Origin of the sequence: Streptomyces sp. H39-C1, from assembly GCF_027158125.1 — a bacterium.
Classification (GTDB): domain Bacteria; phylum Actinomycetota; class Actinomycetes; order Streptomycetales; family Streptomycetaceae; genus Actinacidiphila; species Actinacidiphila fildesensis.
This window is the reverse complement of sequence record NZ_JAPVLS010000102.1, coordinates 11,451-29,811: the sequence shown is the minus strand read 5'-3', so window position 1 is coordinate 29,811 and position 18,361 is coordinate 11,451. Positions and strand designations below refer to the sequence as shown.

The 18,361-nt window shown below is 72.7% G+C and carries 9 protein-coding genes and 1 pseudogene; 3 read left to right on the top strand and 7 right to left on the bottom strand.

Translation table 11 applies throughout. The annotated features are described in order from the left end of the window. The 7 genes from O3W51_RS40690 to O3W51_RS40660 form a co-directional block, all read right to left on the bottom strand. A partial coding sequence (locus tag O3W51_RS40690; RefSeq protein ID WP_269288835.1) for a glycosyltransferase family 2 protein occupies positions 1–1,809 on the bottom strand: 1,809 nt, incomplete at its 3' end. A gap of 247 nt (positions 1,810–2,056) precedes the next feature. Continuing rightward, a complete protein-coding gene (locus tag O3W51_RS40685) occupies positions 2,057–2,980 on the bottom strand; it encodes a class I SAM-dependent methyltransferase (RefSeq protein WP_138357595.1) in 924 nt (307 codons plus the stop codon). An 11-nt stretch (positions 2,981–2,991) separates the two neighbouring features. After that, positions 2,992–5,265: a bifunctional glycosyltransferase/CDP-glycerol:glycerophosphate glycerophosphotransferase gene (locus O3W51_RS40680; RefSeq protein WP_269288833.1), complete on the bottom strand. Its 2,274-nt coding sequence runs from the start codon at positions 5,263–5,265 to the stop codon at positions 2,992–2,994. A 178-nt stretch (positions 5,266–5,443) separates the two neighbouring features. Continuing rightward, the gene (locus O3W51_RS40675) at positions 5,444–6,295 is read right to left on the bottom strand and encodes a carbohydrate ABC transporter permease (RefSeq protein WP_138357593.1); all 852 of its coding nucleotides are present in this window, start codon (positions 6,293–6,295) and stop codon (positions 5,444–5,446) included. After that, a complete protein-coding gene (locus O3W51_RS40670) occupies positions 6,292–7,575 on the bottom strand; it encodes a carbohydrate ABC transporter permease (RefSeq protein WP_198358591.1) in 1,284 nt (427 codons plus the stop codon). The genes O3W51_RS40675 and O3W51_RS40670 overlap by 4 nt, the downstream gene beginning before the upstream one ends. Positions 7,576–7,651: 76 nt before the next feature. After that, positions 7,652–9,034 (bottom strand): ABC transporter substrate-binding protein, encoded by a 1,383-nt coding sequence (locus tag O3W51_RS40665; RefSeq protein WP_138357592.1) that lies wholly within the window; start codon positions 9,032–9,034, stop codon positions 7,652–7,654. A gap of 177 nt (positions 9,035–9,211) precedes the next feature. Further along, positions 9,212–12,364, bottom strand: a complete 3,153-nt coding sequence (locus O3W51_RS40660) for an FtsK/SpoIIIE domain-containing protein (protein ID WP_269288832.1) — start codon at positions 12,362–12,364, stop codon at positions 9,212–9,214. Positions 12,365–12,809: 445 nt separating this feature from the next. Between O3W51_RS40660 and O3W51_RS40655 the strand changes: the two genes are divergently transcribed. From O3W51_RS40655 to prfB, 3 genes and pseudogenes are all read left to right on the top strand, one after another. Further along, positions 12,810–14,450: a serine/threonine-protein kinase gene (locus O3W51_RS40655; protein ID WP_138357590.1), complete on the top strand. Its 1,641-nt coding sequence runs from the start codon at positions 12,810–12,812 to the stop codon at positions 14,448–14,450. 277 nt (positions 14,451–14,727) lie between these two features. Beyond that, positions 14,728–16,002 (top strand): annotated as a pseudogene (locus O3W51_RS48615) (serine/threonine-protein kinase); the annotation flags it as partial. 1,075 nt (positions 16,003–17,077) lie between these two features. Further along, a complete protein-coding gene (prfB, locus tag O3W51_RS40645) occupies positions 17,078–18,199 on the top strand; it encodes a peptide chain release factor 2 (protein WP_138357588.1) in 1,122 nt (373 codons plus the stop codon). The last annotated feature ends 162 nt before the right edge of the window (positions 18,200–18,361 follow it).

Sequence of the window (18,361 nt, the reverse complement as noted above, 5' to 3'; positions counted from 1 at the left end):
GGCGGGGGCTGGAGTGGTGGCGGTGGCGCGGGCGGTCGCCAGGTCGGCGAGGGAGAACCGGGCGGTGACGACGCTTCCGGGCTTTCCGGCGGAGCCGGCCGGCCGGCAGACGGCGGGGTATTCGAGGAACGCCCCGGAGGCGCGGTGGGTCAGGAGCAGGGTCCGCGGCTGCTCCGTGCCGCTGTTGACGGCGAGCACTTCGACGGTGTCGTCGTCCACTGCGTGGTGGCCGGTCAGCCGGACCTCGACCGGTTCGACCGACAGCCGCAGCCGGCCGTCCTCGAAGCAGGGGACGAGGCGCAGCCCGTCGCCCAGCGGATGCGGCACCGGTGAGGCGCCGGAGCCGGTGTCCCCGGCGTGCACCTCGGTGGTCCTGACGACGCCGGAGGTCGCCACGGTGACGCCCAGCCGCCACCGGCCCGCGGTCCACCGGCCGCCGCGCCGCAGCCGCTTGGGGTCGACGGTGATCTCGAAGCCGGACCAGTCGTAGCAGTGCTGCTCCTGCCGCGAGGCGTCCGTGGCCTCCGGGACCGGCACGGTACGCAGCGGGACCAGGAGTTTGCGGCGGCCCGACGTCAGGACCGCGGTCTTGAGCGACCTGCGCTTCGCGGAGGCGTCCAGGTTCTGGATGTACGCATAGCCCCTGAGGACGAGCTTGCCGTCCTGCCAGCGCGTTTCCAGCAGGCGGGACCGTACGGGGAGGTCGGCCGCGGAGAGCGCGGCCACGTCGTACGGCAGCCGGATCGTGCCACCGGCGCGCGCGCCGTCGGGGATCTCGGCGCGCCTGCGGAGCGGGGGGCCCGCGACGGTGAAGCCGGCGTGGTTGCGCTCCTCGTGCGCGAGCGCGGCGAGCAGGTCGTCGAGCCGGCCCTCGCGGATGAGGTGGCACGTGATCCGCAGCCCGACCGGGAGTTCCCCGTGGAGGGAGGGGTCGACGCGGGCGAGGAAGTCCCGGGCGCGGTCCATGAAGACCTCGCGGTACTCGGGGCCTGCCATCGGCAGCGCCCCGGCGCAGTCCAGCAGGTCACCGGAGAGGATGGAACGGTCGTACTCCCGCTTGAGCGCCTCCCGCTTGTGCGTTGGCGTCGACGCTGACATGGACGTCGACGTGCCGGCGAGGAAACGGCTGACGCCGTCGACGGCCGCGAAGCGGTCCCGCAGGTCCTGGACGTCGGTGCGGCGGCGGTTCGCCGGGCGGGGGTGGGGCTGGTGCCGGTCGCGCTCGCGCTCGGGCAGGACGTCGACGGCCTCGGCGAGGAAGTGCGCGGGGATCGTGACCGCGCCGTCCTCGTGGCGGACGTCTTCGGGGAACGTGAGGGCGTGGCGGTCCCAGAAGGTGCGGCGGAACACCTTGTTCGTCGCCGAACGGTCCGCGAGGAGGGCGCCGTCCCGGGTGATGTGGGTGGTGGTCGCCGTGGTCGTGACTTGTGCGGCGGCGGTGGTGGCGAGGTCCGCGCCCGAGCGGTCCAGCCGGGTCACCAGCTTTTCGTACGTGCGGGGCGGGAGGGTGTCGTCACCGTCGAGGAAGGCCAGGTACGTGGTGCGGGGATCCGCCTGCCTGGCGCCCGCGTTGCGGGCGTGACCGACGCCCCGTGCGTCCGGCCGCGCGGCTCGTACCAGCCGGAAGCGCCGGTCGTTCGCGGCGAACCGCCGCGCGATCTCCGGGGCATGGTCCGCGTCCCCGTCCGTGACGTCGACCATCACCACATCGAGTGCGTCCAGCGTCTGTTCCGCGACCGACCGGAGGCATTCCTCCAGGTGCTGCTCGACGTTGTGGACGGGGACGACGACGGTCAGTCGGGGCGTCATACGGCGGCTCGGGCCTTTCCGGGTGCGGGTGCCGGGGCCGGGCTCTCCGGCGCGGGGTCCGAAATCGTGTATGTGTGGGCCTGGCGGCCCACACATACACGGCAGCATTTCGGACCCCCGCGCCTACGACCCCGTCCCCTCCCGTCGCCGGGCCTGCTCGACCCGGCGTGGCGATCTGGTCGACACAGCGTAGCTGTTCCATCGCCCAACGTAGTCGCCCGGAAAGTGGTGTTGCCCTCCCCGCTCGTCAGCCGCGGCGGCTCACCACTGCCTTCGTGATGAACGGCGGCAGCACGTTCACCGCGAAGCGCCGCAGCGGGGAGCGGCGGCGCTTCGCGGGTGCGGGCGCCACGGTTGCCGGTGCCGGGCTGACCGCGGGGGCCGCCGGGGTCTTGGTGGTGGCCTGGTGGCGGGAGGCGGGCTGGGCCGGCAGGGCCGCCTTCCGTCCGTTGATGCGGATGAGCTGTTCGCCGGCGACGCTCTGCACCTCGTGCCAGAGGTCCTCACGGGTCTCCAGCCAGGTCAGCAGCTCGGCGCGCACGGCCGCCGGGTCGCCCCAGGTGCCGTAGAGCTTCCGCTCGGTGATGCAGATGACGTGCAGTCCGCCGGTGGTCACGGCCTGCCAGGCCGCGGCGGCGACGCCGGGGCAGTGCTCGGCGCGGAAGTCGTCGAGGACGACCACGCCGTGCGCCTTCAGCAGGTCCCGGGCATCGGTGATGTCCGCGTGGACGTGCTCGTAGAGGTGCGAGGCGTCGATGTGGACGAACCGGCAGCTGTCGGCGGTGACATGGTCGGGCACCACCGAGGACAGGCCCTGCACGACCGTCGGCAGCTCCTCGTGGAAGGAGAGGTAGTTCGCCTCGAACGCCCGCCGGGTGAGCGTGGAGTACGACCTGGCCATCTCCGCGCTGTTGTCGGTGTCCTCGGCGGGCGCGTCGAACAGGTCGCAGACGGTGAAGCGCTCTCCCTCACGTCGGTAGGAGCCCGTGAAGATGGCGCTCTTGCCCATGTACACGCCCACTTCGAGCAGATCGCCCGGTTCGGTGCGCTCCTGCTGACGGCTGAGCAGCCAGTCGAAGAGCAGCTGGTCGGCCGGGAAGAACCAGCCCTTCACCTCGGCCAGTTCGGTGGGGGTGGGGAGCTGCTCGGTGGGCTTGGTGGGGGCTTCCATGGGTGTTCCGTTCAGCTGGGCGCGAGTGAGGCGGAGAGGGTTCCGGTGTGCGGGCGGCTGGACAGCGCGCGCACATGGCCGGGGGCGGGCGCCGGGCGGCGGTCCTGGAGCGGGATCACCGACGGGAGGGTGTCCCCGCGGTTCTCCAGGAACAGCCGGCGGACGACGCGCTCCGCGGCGTATCCGTCGTCGTACGGGCAGAAGCGTTCGCGGAAGGCGGCGCGCAGCTGGGCCGAGCGGGGCCCGCGCCAGGCGTCGGTCGCGAGGATGTCGATCAACTCGTCCTCGCTGCGCGCGAGGAGGCCGGGCGGGTGCGCGGTGATGTCGAAGTAGGCTCCGCGCGAGGCACGGTAGACCTCCCAGTCCTCGGCATGGATGACGATCGGCCGGTCGAGATTGGCGTAGTCGAACATCAGCGACGAGTAGTCGGTCAGCAGCACGTCCGAGGCCAGGCACAGCTGTTCGACGGACGGGTGCCGGGACACATCGAGGAAGGCCGGCTGTCCGGCAGCGTGCTGGGCGCCGGTGTCGTAGAGGTGATGTGTGCGCATCAGGACCGTGAATCCGGGGCCAAGTTCGCGGGCGATCCTTTCCACGTCGAGATCGGCGTGGAATCCGGCGCGGTAGTCGCGGTGGGTGGGTGCGTACAGCACGGCCGTGGAGTCGCGCGGAATGCCCAGTTCGGCGCGGATGCGCAGCACGTCGTCGGTGGTGGCGCGCTGGTAGACGTCGTTGCGGGGCTGGCCGTACTCCAGGGTGGTGAAGCCGGACGGGTAGGCGCGTTCCCAGGTGAGGCTCGAGTGCCGGCTGGACGACAGGTTGTAGTCCCAGAGGTCCGCCTGGGCGAGGACCTGTGCGAAGTCCGTCGACCTCGCGGCGGCCGGGAAGTCCCGCAGGTCCAGGCCCATGTGCTTGAGCGGGGTGCCGTGGTGCGTCTGGAGGGTGAGCTGGCCGGCGCGCTTGGCGTAGCGGGGGTGCAGGTCGTCGTTGGTGACCAGGTACTTGGCCCGGGCCATTGCCGTCCAGAACGCGGCCGAGCCCGGCTGCAGGCGGCGTACGCCGGGCGGCAGGGTGTGGGCGTGCTCGGGGGTGGTGACCCAGGCGGTGCGGATGTGCGGCGCCAGCTCGCGCAGCCGGGTCTCGATCGCGGCCGGGTTGCAGACGTAGCCCCGGTCCCCGTACGCGGAGAAGACCGCCAGTTCCTGGTCGAGGGCGCGGCGCCGCTGCAGGCGGTAGTGCAGCCGCAGCGCCGCCTCGCGGATCCGGCCGTACCGGGCGGCGACCCGGGCCTGCGCCCGCAGCCGTGTCCGGTGGACGCCGCCGAGCGCCTGGAAGGCGCGGCGGGCCCCGAGGCGCACCAGGAGGTAGCGCAGCCCCGCCTGGCCGAACGGGGTGGGGGCGCGGAAGGCCCGCGGGCGGTGCCGGCGGTAGTAGGCGCGGCACCGCTTGAAGTAGTCGGCGCGCGATGAACGCGGCAGCCGGTCGGGGGAGTTGTAGACGGTGGTGAGGTGGTCGAGCATCCGGCGGAAGAGGGCCGGCCGCCAGTGCTCCAGCCGGGGATGGCTGTCGAGGAAGGCGAAGACCCGGTCGTACTGCTTGAAGATGTCGAAGTGCCGGCGGCTGGTGGTGCCGAGGACGGTGCCGCGGCGGCGCTGCCGGTAGCGGACGCACACCTGGTCCAGGACGGCGATGGTGCCGGCGGCCAGCAGCGCCGGGTACGTCCACGCGGTGGCCTCGTAGTAGCCGGGCGGGAAGGTGAGGTCCACCCGCTCGGCGAACTCCCGGCGGTAGGCCTTGTTCCAGACGACGGTGAGGAGCTGGAGCAGTTCCGGGCGGTCACCGAGGGTGAACGTCTCCGGCCCGGTCTGGCTCAGGTGTCCGGCCAGGCCGTTGCGCCGCGCCTCGCCGTTCCAGTAGGTGCGCTCGTAGTCGAAGACGAGGATGTCGGGGCCGCCGGTCTCCTTGAGGCGGTCCGTGATCGCCAGCAGGGAGCCGGGGGCGAGGCTGTCGTCGGCGTCGAGGAAGAGCAGGTAGTTGCCGGTGGCGCGGATCAGCCCGGCGTTGCGGGCGTGGCCGGGGCCGACGTTCTCGGGGAGGTGGATGGCGGTGATCCGGCGGTCGCGGCCGGCGAACTCGTCGATGATCTCGCCGCTGCCGTCCGGGGAGCCGTCGTTCACCACGATCAGCTCGAAGTCGGTGAAGGACTGGGTCGTTACGGATTCCAGGCAGGCGTGCAGATAGGCCTGAACCTTGTAGGCGGGAACGATGACGCTGAACCGGGGCAAGGGACATCCAGGTGTTGACGCGGGCGCTGTGGACGGGCGCCCGCGTACACACGAGGATTGCTCGGTTATCGGATGAACAATGACGTACGCGGCCTGTGCCCGTTATATGGGGCGCAACGTCGCGGAGAGTGATCTGGTTACGGCGTCCAGGGGTGAGCTTCCCGCGGGTGGGCGCGGGCTACTTCACGGCGCCGGCCATCACCCCCGAGACGAACTGCCGCTGGAAGGCGAAGAACACCACGAGCGGGATGACCATGGACACGAACGCGCCCGGCGCGAGGATGTCGATGTTGCTGCCGAACTGCCTGACCTGCTGCTGCAGCGCGACGGTGATCGGCTGCGAGTCGCTGTCGGCGAAGATCAGCGCCACCAGCATGTCGTTCCACACCCACAGGAACTGGAAGATGCCCAATGAGGCGATGGCGGGGCCGCCCAGCGGCATGATCACGGTGGTGAAGAGCCGCAGCTCGCCGGCTCCGTCCAGCCGCGCAGCCTCCAGCAGTTCGCGCGGGATCTCGGCGAAGAAGTTCCGCAGTAGGAAGATCGCGAACGGCAGGCCGAAGGCGGTGTGGAAGAGCACGACGCCGGTGATGTCGCCGAAGATGCCGATCTTCCCGAAGAGCTGGGCGACCGGGATCAGCGCCACCTGGATGGGGACCACCAGCAGGCCCACCACGGCCAGGAACCACCAGTCGCGGCCCCGGAAGTCCATCCACGCGAACGCGTAGCCGGCCAGCGAGCCGATGACGACGACGAGCAGCGTGGTGGGGACGGTGATCAGGATGGTGTTGACCAGCGAGTTGACGACGGTGTCGTTGCTGAGCAGCGACTTGTAGTTGGAGACGGTGAGCTGGGAGGGGGCGCTGAGGACCTTCCACCAGCCGGACGCCGCGATGTCCGTGGGGTCGCGCAAGGAGGACAGCAGCAGACCGATGGTCGGCAGCAGCCAGAAGAGCGCGACCACGATGAGGAAGACGCGTACCGCGCCTCCGCTGACCCAGGAGGCGAGTTTCGCCGCGATCGCGCTCATCGTCGTGCCTCTCTGCGCAGCCGCCGGATATTGAAGATCATCACGGGCAGGACGAGCAGCAGCAGAAGGACGCCGATCGCACTGCCGACGCCCTGGTCGTTGCCGCCGCCGAAGGACTTCAGGTACAGCTGCAGGGCGAGCACGTTGGCGTCGCTCTGGGAGGCACCCGGGGCGATGATGTAGACGAGGTCGAAGATCTTCAGCACGTTGATCATCAGCGTGATGAGGACCACCACCAGCACCGGTGCCAGCAGCGGCACGGTGATCTTCCGGAACACCTGCCACTCGTTCGCGCCGTCCACCCGTGCCTGCTCCAGCAGTTCACGCGGCACGCCCGCCAGGCCGGCCGCGATCAGCACCATCGCGAAGCCCGCCCACATCCAGATGTACGAGACGATGATCGACGGCGTGACCAGGCTCGGACCGAGCCAGTCCACCCCGTTGTACTGGGTGGCGAAGTTGGACGAGGGCAGCCGCAGCCGGGCGCCGGCCGCCGAGGCCGGCAGCGCGAACGTGCCGTCGTCCCCGGACTTCGCCGACGCGACGACCTTCCCGTCCTTCACCGCCTCGACCTTGACGCCGGGCAGCGCCTTCTCGCCCGGGTCGATCGCGCCGGTCGTGCCGCCGCCACCGGGCTTGAAGTCCAGCCACACCGTGCCCGAGACACCGCCGTCCGCCGCCGGCGCGGCGGCCTTGGCGTCCTGCGTGTCACCCGGCAGCTTGTTCTGCGGGACGCCGATCAGCGGCAGCGCCGCCGCCGTGCCCGGCTGCGCCTGCGCCTTGGTGGTGAACGAGCCGCCTGCCGACGGTGCGAGATCGGCGTTCGGACGCGGTCTGGCGCCCGGATAGGCGGACGCCTCGGCGAAGGTGTCATGGATGCCGACCACGACCGCGTTGGCGACGCCGCGGTCCGGGTCGTTCTCGTAGACCAGCCGGAAGATGATGCCGGCCGCCAGCATCGAGATCGCCATCGGCATGAAGACGACGAGCTTGAAGGCCGTGCCCCAGGAGACCCGTTCGGTCAGCACCGCGAAGATCAGGCCCAGCGCGGTGGCCACCACCGGGGCGATGACCACCCAGATCGCGTTGTTCTTGACGGCCGTCAGATTGCTGTGGTCGGTGAAGACCTCGCCGAAGTTCTTCAGGCCGACGAACGCCGAGTTGTCCGCGTCGAAGAGGCTGCGCTGGATCGTGTACCCGATCGGGTACAGCACCAGCGAGCCGAGCAGCACCAGCGCGGGCAGCAGGAAGACCAGTGCCACCCAGGGGCGGGTGCCCATCAGGGACTTGCGCTTCACGGGAGGCGGGCCGGCCGCGGCCGCGCCCCCCGTGGTCACCGTCGAGGCCACCGGTGCCTCAGTTCTTGTACGCCTTGGCGGCGTCCGCTTCGAGTTTCGCCTGGGCGCCCGCCACGTCGGTCGGCTTCACCAGGAAGTCCTGCAGGTCCTTCCATTCGCCCTCGCCCTTGGTACCGCCGAAGGCGGCGGGAGCCTGGTCGGACATGTCGAAGCGGAAGTCGTCGCCCGCCGAGATCAGCGCCTTGGCGATCGCGCGCGAGACCTCGTCGGGATAGGCCGCCAGGTCCAGCGACTTGTTCGGCGACACGTAGCCGCCGGGCTTCGCCCACACCTGCGCCGCGTCCGTCGAGGCGAGGAAGGTCAGCAGCGCCTGCGCGCCCTTGCCGTCCTTCAGCACCACGGCGACGTCACCGCCACTGACCACGGGCGGCTTGCCGCTGCCGACGGCCGGGAAGGGGAACACCTTGGCGTCGGTGCCGACCTTCGCCTTGGTGCTGGAGGAGATGACCGCGGCGGAGAAGTCGCCCTCGTAGACCATCGCGGCACCGGGCGGGGTGCCGGTGAACGTCTGGCTGATCGACTTCGGGAAGTCGGTCTGCAGCGCGCCGCTCTGGCCGCCCGCGATCAGGTCCTTCTTGCCGAAGAGCCCGGCCAGCGTGGTCAGCGCGTCCTTCACGGACGGATCGGTCCACTTGATCTTGTGCTGCGCGAGCTGGTCGTACTTCTCGGGGCCGGCCTGGCTCAGATAGACGTTCTCGAACCAGTCGGTGAGGGTCCAGCCGTCCGCGCCGCCGACCGATACCGGGGGCGTGCCCGACTCGAAGACCGTCTCCGCGGCCTTCAGGAAGTCGTCCCACGTCTTCGGCTCGGTGACGCCCGCCTGCTGGAAGGCCGCGGTGTTGTACCAGACCAGCGACTTGTTGGCGGCCTTGGCGTAGACCCCGTACTGCTTGCCCTGGTAGGCGCCGAGATCCTGCCAGCCCTTCGAGAAGTTCTTGGTCAGCTGCGCCTGGGCCTCGGGCCCGATCGGCTTGAGCCAGCCCTTGTCCGCGAACTGGTGCAGCACGCCGACCTGTGGCAGGAACGCCACATCCGGCGGCGCCCCGCCCTGGATCTTCGTCCCGAGGAAGGTGGAGGTGCTGTCGCCCGTCGGGACGAACGTCACCTTCGCACCGGTGCGCTTCTCGAACTCGTCCAGCACACCTCGGAAGTTCTTCTGCTCGGCGCCGGTCCACACGGCGGCCACTTCGAGCTTCTGGCCCTTGAGATCCGGCAACTGGAGCCCCGACGACGAGGCCGACGGAGCGCCCGATGACGGCCCCGCGTCCTTCTTGTCGTCACTGCCGCAGCCGGCCGCGGTGAGCGCCAGTGCGGCGGCCGCCACAACGGCCAGCGCGGTTCGTGCCTGGTGGTTGTGCGCGCGCGTGCTGAATGTACGCATCTGCTCATCCCCTCGGTCCGGTCCGTCTGTCCTACGCCCGGGCCGATCGGCGACGCAAGGGCATGGGCGGGGTATAGGGGTTGATCGTGACCTTGACGTGATGCGGCGTCAGAGGGGTTTAATCACCGGAGAATTGGGCCCCCGCCCGATCCGCCGGAGCCGGCGGTCGCGCCTCGGTCACACCAGCGGCTGGGCCGGGCCCGCCCCCGCGGACTCCGCGGCCCGCTGCAGCGCGCTGGCGAGCAGCGCCAGGTCCGTCGGCCCGTTGCCGAGCTCGCGCAGCGGCCGGCGGGTCGGCGGGTCGCCCATCCGCTCCCACTCCAGCGGTACGACCGTGGGCCGCAGCGTCGCCGTACGGGGGATGCGTCCGCTGACCCGGCCCGCCTGGAACGGCGCCACCGCGCCGCCGGGACGGCGCAGATAGCCGCGGCCGGGCACCTCCTCGTCCAGCCCCGCCGGATCCTCGACATGGACCAGCAGGGCGGCCGACGCGGGATCCTCGGTGCGCAGCGCGATCCGCAGCCGTGACCGTTCGTCCGCCTCGGTCCCCGAGGTGCGCTCCGGGCGCCCCGTCGACGCGATCAGGTGCACGCCGAGCCGCTCGCCCTCGCGGGCCACCGCCTCCAGTGCCCGCACGACGGAACCGGCCGCCGGGCGGCCGGTACTGCCGAGCCCCGGCGCCACCAGTGCGTCGAAGTCGTCGACCACGACCACCAGCCGGGGGAGTGCGGAGTCGCTGCGGGTCTGGACGCGCAGCGCGCCCTGCTCGGACGGTTTGCGGCCGTCGCCCCGCCCGCCGTCGCGCGCCGTCGACTGCCGTGGCACGGTCACCATCCGGTCCGCGTGCCACTCGCCGAAGCCCTGGCCGCCGAGCAGTTCCTCGCGGCGCTTGAGCTCCGCGCCGAGCGCCTGGGCGAACTCCCGCATGCGGGTCGGGTCGGAGGCGGCCAGATACGTCGAGACATGCGGCAGGTCCGTGACCGCGCGCAGTCCTTCGCCGCGCTCGGTGCCCGCGCCGTCGACCAGGACCAGCGCCAGCCGGTCCGGCCGCTCGGCGGCGGCGAGAGCGGACGCGATCGACCGCAGCAGCTCGGTCTTCCCCGAACCGGCGGCGCCGCCCACCATCAGATGCGGCCCCTCGGCCGCCAGGTCCACGACGACCCGGCCGCCGGAGCCCGAGCCCAGCACCGCCAGGGCGCGGCCCCCGGCCCGTGCGTAACCGGTGAGGGCCGGCCGCCCGCCGTCCTGTCCGGCCTCCTGGGCGTCCGCGTCGTCCGGGGTGCCGTCCCAGCGGGCGGTGATCTTCGCGGGGGTGGCCAGCGCCAGATCCAGCGCGTCCAGCAGGCGCACGGTGCGCGGCAGCGCGTTGCGGGCGCGCGGCGCCGCCGTGTCCGTCTCCCGCAGCGGCGCGAGCGCCCGCGCGAAACGCTCCGCCCACGCGGGCGAGACCGCGTCGACGACGACCTGCGCCGGCCCGTACGGATCCATCCGCAGGGTCGTCGCCACATCGCCCGACAACTGGGCGACGGCGCCGCACTCCGTCGCGAGCCGGTCCGGCGACTCGGCCAGGCACAGCACATGCATCCCGACCGAGGGACCGGCGGCCGCTATCCGTTCGAGGGTGTCGCGCAGCGTCGCGGAACCGGGGTCGCCGTCCACGACGACCAGGGTGTACGGGCCCTCGCGGTGGGCCGCGGCCTCGGCGACGGCCTCCGGGGCGGCGGCGGCCCAGCCGGAGCCCAGCGGCCCTTCCTCCAGCCGGCGGGCCAGCTCCGTGACGCGTGCCGCGGCCTGGTCGCGGTCGAAGGCGAGCAGCAGCCGGCAGTCCTGGCCGTGCGCGGGACGCAGCTGCGGCAGCCAGTTGAGCCAGGACCACTCGTCGGCCCGCTGCTCGGCGCCGCGCGAGCGGTCCGCACTGATCAGGACGAGCTCCAGCGTGCTGGGGGAGTGCAGCGCGCAGGCCTGCGCCAGCACCGCGCGGGCCAGCCCGGCCAGCCGCGGCCGGGGCCCGGCGAGGCCGAGCGCGAAGGTGTGCGGATCGCGCAGGTCGACGGTGAAGGGGACGGTGCGCAGGGTGCCCGCGCCGTCCTCCGACGGCAGATCGGCCGTGCCCAGCCGCAGCGTCAGCGCGTCCGGGTGGTCGGGCCCGCGCTCCCACAGCCGGCGGCCGGGGCCCAGCGCGGTCAGCAGCACGGTGGCCGGGTCCGGCCAGCGCTCGCGCAGCGCGGCCGCCTCGGCGGCCAGCCGGGCGCCGTCCGCGCCCTGGCCCGCCCCGCCGGTCCCGGTCCGGCCGGCCGCCAGCCGCCGTGCCCAGGCTCCTATGGTCCCGGCGACCCGCCCTGCGCCGGGCTGCGGCGGCTTCGGCACCCGCACCGGCACGGTGTCGTCCGGCCGGAGCCGTTCGCCGCGGCCGTATGTGGCCGCCGAGTCGTCCGTCCCCTCGGCGTGGTCGGCGTAGCCGTGCGAACCGCTGCGCGGGGTGTCCAGTCGGCGCGAGGGCCCGGCGGCGGGCGGGACGGGCGGCGCGGACGGCCGCGGCGGCATGGCGGCCGCCTCGGGACTCGTGTGGGCCGCGGGCGCGGACTCCGGACGGGGGCCGGGGTACGTGGCCGAGCCGTGGCCACCGGCTGCCCGTGTCGTCCCGCCGGTCCGTCCGGTCGTGGATGCGTTCCCCGGGGGGAGGGTGACCCGCAGATGGCCCTCGCTGTCGGGCGCCGCCGGAACGGCCGCGTCCCGCGGGCCCGGTTCCAGGTGGAGCGTCGATTCGCCGATCCGCAGCAGCGCGCCGGGCGAGAGCGCGACCGGCCGCTCCCCGACGGGGCGGTCGTCGACGGTGGTGCCGTTGGTCGAGCCGAGGTCGGCGACGGTGACCCGGCCGTCGGCCGCGACCGTGACGGTGCAGTGCAGCCGGGAGACGTCGGGGTCGTCCAGCGGGACATCGGCCTCGGCGGAGCGGCCGATCCTGACCTGGCCGCCCTGCAGCAGATGGACGCCGCCGGAGTCCGGGCCGCCGATGACGCACAGCCGGGCCGGGGCGGACGCGCCCGACGGCGGCTCCGCGTGCTGCTCGGCGGGGGTGTGCAGGGACAGCACGGCGCCGTCCACGAGCGGTGGCATGCCGAGCAGGGCGCCCGGGTCGAGCCGCTCGGCGCCCGAATAGAGCGCGACCGAGGAGCCGGAGGAGCGCGCGGGCTGGCCGGAGCCGGCTCCGGACGCGAGCGCTCCGGAAACCGCGCTCAGCGCGGTCCCCGCGGGCGCGGTGACCAGCACGTCGCAGGTGCGCCCCGCTCGGCCGCTGCGCGGCCCGAGGACGGTCAGCCGGATCTGCATCTCGTCCGCGGTCCCTTCTGCCCGGATGCCTGGCAGGAAGCCTCCCCACCGCGCACGGGCGCGTCGACACGTACAAGCACGAGCGGGCGGGCTCCTGTTGCCCCGTCACACCCGTACGGGATGCATCCTCCCACTTGCCACTGACAACCCGCCCCCGGTCCTGACAGGAGCGATCTTGAATGATCAGTTGTTGACCGGAAAGGTGCTGCTTGTCGCAATGGAAGGCGGTCGCGGAGCAACCAAGCGGTGGCCTGCCGCGTCATACCTCCCAGCTCCGCGGTCCGTCCCCGGGGCCGGATGCGGCCACCTGCGGCCCGGGAATGCGGCTGTCAGCGGGCCGCCGCGGCCGTCCGCACTACAGTTGGCACGGTCGGCCCCACAGGCCGCGCGCAGCAGGGAACCACGAAGTACCACGAAGCACCACCAAGACCAGGGAGCGCATGACGTGCGGCCGGTAGGCAGCAAGTACCTCCTCGAGGAGGTACTCGGACGCGGGGCCACGGGGACCGTCTGGCGCGCCCAGGTGCGCGACGAGGACGGCGTCGTCGCGATCAAGGTGCTCAAGGAAGAGCTCGCGAGCGACCCCGACATCGTGATGCGGTTCCTGCGCGAGCGCGCCGTACTCGTACGGCTGCGCCACCCGCACATCGTGCGGGTCAGGGACCTGGTGGTCGAGGGTGATCTGCTCGCCCTGGTGATGGACCTCGTCGACGGCCCCGACCTGCACCAGTACCTGCGCGACAACGGCCCGTTCTCACCGGTCGGCGCCGCCCTGCTGACCGCCGCCGTCGCCGACGCGCTCGCCGCCAGCCACGCCGACGGGGTGGTGCACCGGGACCTCAAACCAGCGAACGTGCTGCTCGCCACGACCTACGGCGAAGACGGCAGTCCGCGCATGCACCCGATGCTCACCGACTTCGGCATCGCCCGTCTGGCGGATTCGCCCGGCATCACCCGCACCCACGAGTTCGTCGGCACCCCGGCCTACGTCGCGCCGGAGTCCGCGCAGGGCAAGCCGCAGACGTCCGCCGTCGACCTGTACGGCGCGGGCATCCTGCTCTACGAGCTGGTCACCGGCCGTGCGCCGTTCCGCGGCGACAACGCGCTGGAGGTGCTGCACGCGCACCTGAGCCAGGAGCCGGTGCGCCCCGGCAACGTGCCGGAACCGCTGTGGACGGTCATCGAGCGCTGCCTGCGCAAGAACCCGGAGGAGCGGCCCAGCGCCGAGAACCTGGCCCGCGCGCTGCGCGTGGCCGCCGCCGGGATCGGTGTGCACGCGACTCCCGCCGAGGCGGAGGCGGCGCTCGGCGTCGCCGCGCTGCTCGGCCCCGACCTCGCGCCGACCACCGTCCCCGGCAGCGCCGACCCCACCCAGGTGCTGCCCGCGCACCGCTACGACCCGAACGGCGCGACCGGTGTGCTGCCGATCGCCACCGCGGCCGGCGCCGACGGCACCCGCGTCCTGCCGCCGGTGCCCGACGGCCCGCCGCAGGGCAACGCGGATCAGCAGCAGGGCCCGCACCCTTGGCAGTCCCAGCTCAGCGCGGCCCGCCAGCGCGGCGAGCAGACGGAGCTGCAGTACCTCGACCCGGAGCAGGACCCGCTGCGGCGCAGGCCGCGACGGCAGCCCGGCGGCCAGCCGCAGGGCCGGGGCCGGCAGGACCAGTACCAGCAGGATCAGTACCAGCAGGGCCAGGGCCAGTACCAGCAGCAGGGGCAGCAGCCGTACGCCCCGCAGCAGCCGTCCCAGCCCCAGCCGCGCTACCAGCAGCAGCCTCAGCAGCAGGTCCAGCCGCGCTACCAGCAGCCGCAGCCGCAGCGCTACGAGCCGCAGCGGCCGCCGGAGCCCGAGCCCCGGCGCGACCCGCGGCCGCGCGGCGCCAACCCGATGAAGATTCCGGGCCTGGGCTGCCTCAAGGGCTGTCTGACGACGATTCTGGTGCTGATCGTCATCTTCGTGGTGGTCTGGTACACCACGCCGCTCCCGGAGTGGGTCGACAGCGGCCAGAACCTCTGGGACACCACGACGGGCTGGATCAGCACCGCCTGGGACAAGGTCAACGAGGTGACCGGGTCGGGGAACTGACCCCGGCACCGCTCACCGCCGACCCGCATCACGATCACCGCCGACGTTCACGCCGACCTTCGTCACGCGTGCCGCCGGGCTTCGTCATGCCCGCCGCCGACCCCCATCACGCGCGCCATGCTGCCGACTTGTCGACACCTGGCGGGTGATTTCCCCCGCAGAACCACACGTCACCGCACACCGGCCCCCCGAACGGCCGCCGGGCCGCGTAGTTTTGTCGCCAACACGACAGCGCCGCATACGGCGCGACGGACCGTCGGAGGAGTCGGAGCAGGCCTTGGCAAGGAAGATCGGCAGCCGGTACACCGCCCACCAGGTGCTGGGGCGGGGATCCGCCGGCACGGTGTGGCTGGGTGAGGGCCCCGAGGGTCCGGTCGCCATCAAACTGCTGCGCGAGGATCTCGCCTCCGACCAGGACCTCGTGGGCCGCTTCGTGCAGGAGCGCACCGCGCTGCTCTCGCTGGACCACCCGCAGATCGTCGGAATCCGTGATCTCGTCGTGGACGGCACCGACCTCGCGCTGGTCATGGACCTGGTGCGGGGCACCGACCTGCGGTCCCGGCTGGAGCGCGAGCGCCGGCTCGCCCCCGAGGCCGCCGTCGCCATCGCCGCCGATGTCGCGGACGGCCTCGCCGCCGCGCACGCGGCCGGCGTCGTCCACCGTGACGTCAAGCCCGAGAACGTGCTGCTCGACTCCGCCGCCCCGACCGGACCCGGCGGCGCGCCCCCCGCGCTCCTGACCGACTTCGGCATCGCCCGCCTCGTCGACTCCCCGCGCCGTACCCGGGCCACCCGCATCATCGGCACCCCGGACTACCTCGCCCCCGAGATCATCGAAGGCCTCCCGCCCCGGGCAAGTGTCGACATTTACGCCCTGGCGACGGTCCTCTACGAGCTGCTGGCCGGTTTCACGCCGTTCGGCGGCGGCCACCCCGGCGCCGTACTGCGCCGCCATGTGACCGAGGCCGTCGCACCGCTCCCGGACATCCCCGATGAGCTGTGGCAGCTGCTCTCGCAGTGTCTCGCCAAGGCCCCCGCGTCCCGGCTCACCGCCGGTGAGCTGGGCGAACGACTCCGGGACCAGCTGCCGCGGCTGGCCGGGCTGCCGCCGCTCGACGTGGACGCGCCGGACGAGCACCCGGCGGACGCCGACGACGACACCCCGTACGAGCCGGACATCGGGCTGTTCGAGCCGCCGAGCCACCGCGGCGCCGTGCCGCTGGTGCGCGGCGCGGCCCCCGACTCCAGCCGCGACACCCACACGAGCATGAAGCTGCCCTCCGCCGAGGAGCTGGCCGCGTACGGCCGCGGCTCCCGCTCCGGTGGCGGCCAGGGCGGCTCCGGCGGCAGCGGGGCGTCCGCCGGGCGCCCGGCGAGCCCGCGGCACCGCGCCGTCTCCGACGTCGTGCGCCGCCGCCGGGTGCGCGTCGGAGCGGCTGCTGCCGCCGCGCTGGTCGTCGCGGGGCTGGGCGGCTGGGGCATCGCCTCGCTGGGCGGCGACTCCGGGCCGACGGCCCCGGCCGACAACGACCACCCCACCACCGCTCCGCCCACCACGCACCCCACCGCACCCACCGCCGGCGCCGCCTCCCCGCAGGGCTCCATCGGCACCCCGGTCGAGCTGCCGCAATGGTCCGCGTTCAGCGCGGTGCCCGCGCCCCGCGTGAAGCTGGTCGGCGGCCCGCGCGCCATCACCATCGCCGGGACCACGTACGTCTTCGCCCGGGGCGAGGACAACGACGTCTGGTACGTCACCCGGGGCGTCGGCGCCTCGGGCGCCTACAGCGCCTGGCAGCACCTGACGGGAATAGGAGTCGCCGACGACCCGGCGGTCGTCTCGGCCTCGCCGGGCCGCCTCGACCTGTTCGCCCTCGGCACGGACGGCCTGCTCTACCGGCGGACCATGACCAACGGAACCTGGAACCAGTGGTACCAGGTCGACGAGCGCACCCGGTTCGACGCCGCCCCGGCCGCCGCCTCCTCCGAGCCCGGCCGGATCGACCTCGTCGGCCGGTCCGGCGGCGACCTGGTCACCGCCTCCCTCGTCGGCAGCCGCTGGAACGCCTGGTCGGTGGTCCCCACCCCGGGCCGCATCACCGCGGCCCCCGGGCTCGTCTCCCGTTCGAAGGGCACCCTGGACGCGTTCGTCGTCCGCAAGGCCGACGGCGCCGTGCTGCGCCTGCCGTACTCGGCGGGCGCCTGGCGGCCCACGGTCCTCCTGCGGGGCATGGACGCCGCCGGCCGCCCCGAGCCGCTGGCCTCCGGTGACCGGGTCTACGCCTTCGCCCCCGCCGCCTCAGGCGGCCTCTCGCAGGCCGCGGGCCCGGTCGCCGGCGGCGCGGAGTGGTCCGTCGCCGCCCTGCCCGGTGCCACCGAGGCCACCACCCCGGCCGCCGTCACGTCGTCCGGCCGCGTCCTGGAGCTGTACGTCCGCACCCCGGCCGGAGCCCTCACCCGGGCCACCGCGCAGGTCTGACGCGCGGCCTCCGGGCGGGTGCGGGTGCGGCCTCCGGGCCGGTCCGGCCGATGCCTCGGGCCGGGTCGGGTCCGGCGCCCGGAGGTGTCTCCCGTCACAGGACCGCCCCCGGGCGAGAACGTCCCGTTCGACCAGCCGGTAGTCTGGACCCGTGGCAGTCGTCGATGTATCCGAAGAGCTGAAGTCCCTCTCCTCGACCATGGGGTCGATCGAGGCCGTCCTGGACCTCGACGCGATGCGGGCCGATATCGTCGTTCTCGAGGAGCAGGCCGCGGCGCCGTCCCTCTGGGACGACCCGGAGGCGGCGCAGAAGATCACGAGCAAGCTCTCGCACCTCCAGGCCGAGCTGCGCAAGGCCGAGCAGCTCCGGGGCCGCATCGACGACCTGTCGTTGATGTTCGAGCTCGCCGAGGACGAGGCCGACGCCGATGCCCTCGCCGAGGCCGAGGAAGAGCTGGTCTCGGTCCGCAAGGCGCTCGACGAGCTGGAGATCCGCACCCTTCTCTCCGGCGAGTACGACGCCCGCGAGGCCCTGGTCAACATCCGCGCGGAGGCCGGTGGCGTGGACGCCGCCGACTTCGCCGAGCAGCTCCAGCGCATGTACCTGCGCTGGGCCGAGCGGCACGGCTACCAGACGGAGGTCTACGAGACCTCCTACGCGGAAGAGGCCGGCATCAAGTCGACCACCTTCGCGGTGAAGGCCCCGTACGCGTACGGCACCCTCTCCGTCGAACAGGGCACCCACCGCCTGGTGCGCATCTCGCCCTTCGACAACCAGGGCCGCCGCCAGACCTCCTTCGCCGGCGTCGAGGTGCTCCCCGTCGTCGAGAAGACCGACCACCTCGAGATCGACGAGTCCGAGCTGCGCGTCGACGTCTACCGCGCCTCGGGCCCCGGCGGCCAGGGCGTCAACACCACCGACTCCGCGGTGCGGTTGACCCACATCCCCACCGGCATCGTGGTCTCCTGCCAGAACGAGCGCTCCCAGATCCAGAACAAGGCGAGCGCCATGAACGTCCTCCAGGCCAAGCTCCTCGAGCGCCGCCGCCAGGAGGAGCAGGCTCTGATGGACTCCCTCGGCAAGAGCGACGGCGGGAACTCCTGGGGCAGCCAGATGCGTTCGTACGTGCTGCACCCGTACCAGATGGTCAAGGACCTGCGCACCGACTACGAGGTCGGCAACCCGCAGGGCGCCCTCGACGGCGACATCGACGGCTTCATCGAGGCGGGCATCCGCTGGCGCAAGGGCCAGCAGAAGGCCTCCCAGGACTAGGGCCTGACGCGTCGGTTTCTGTCGGCAACTGCCATCCATTGGATGGCAGTTGCCTTTTTTATGTCACAGCCACCTACACAACTGACCGCCATATGACGCTAATTCCGGCATTCCGGTTGGAATGACCTTGACGCTGCCGGGAATTATGGGAAAGGTGTTGCG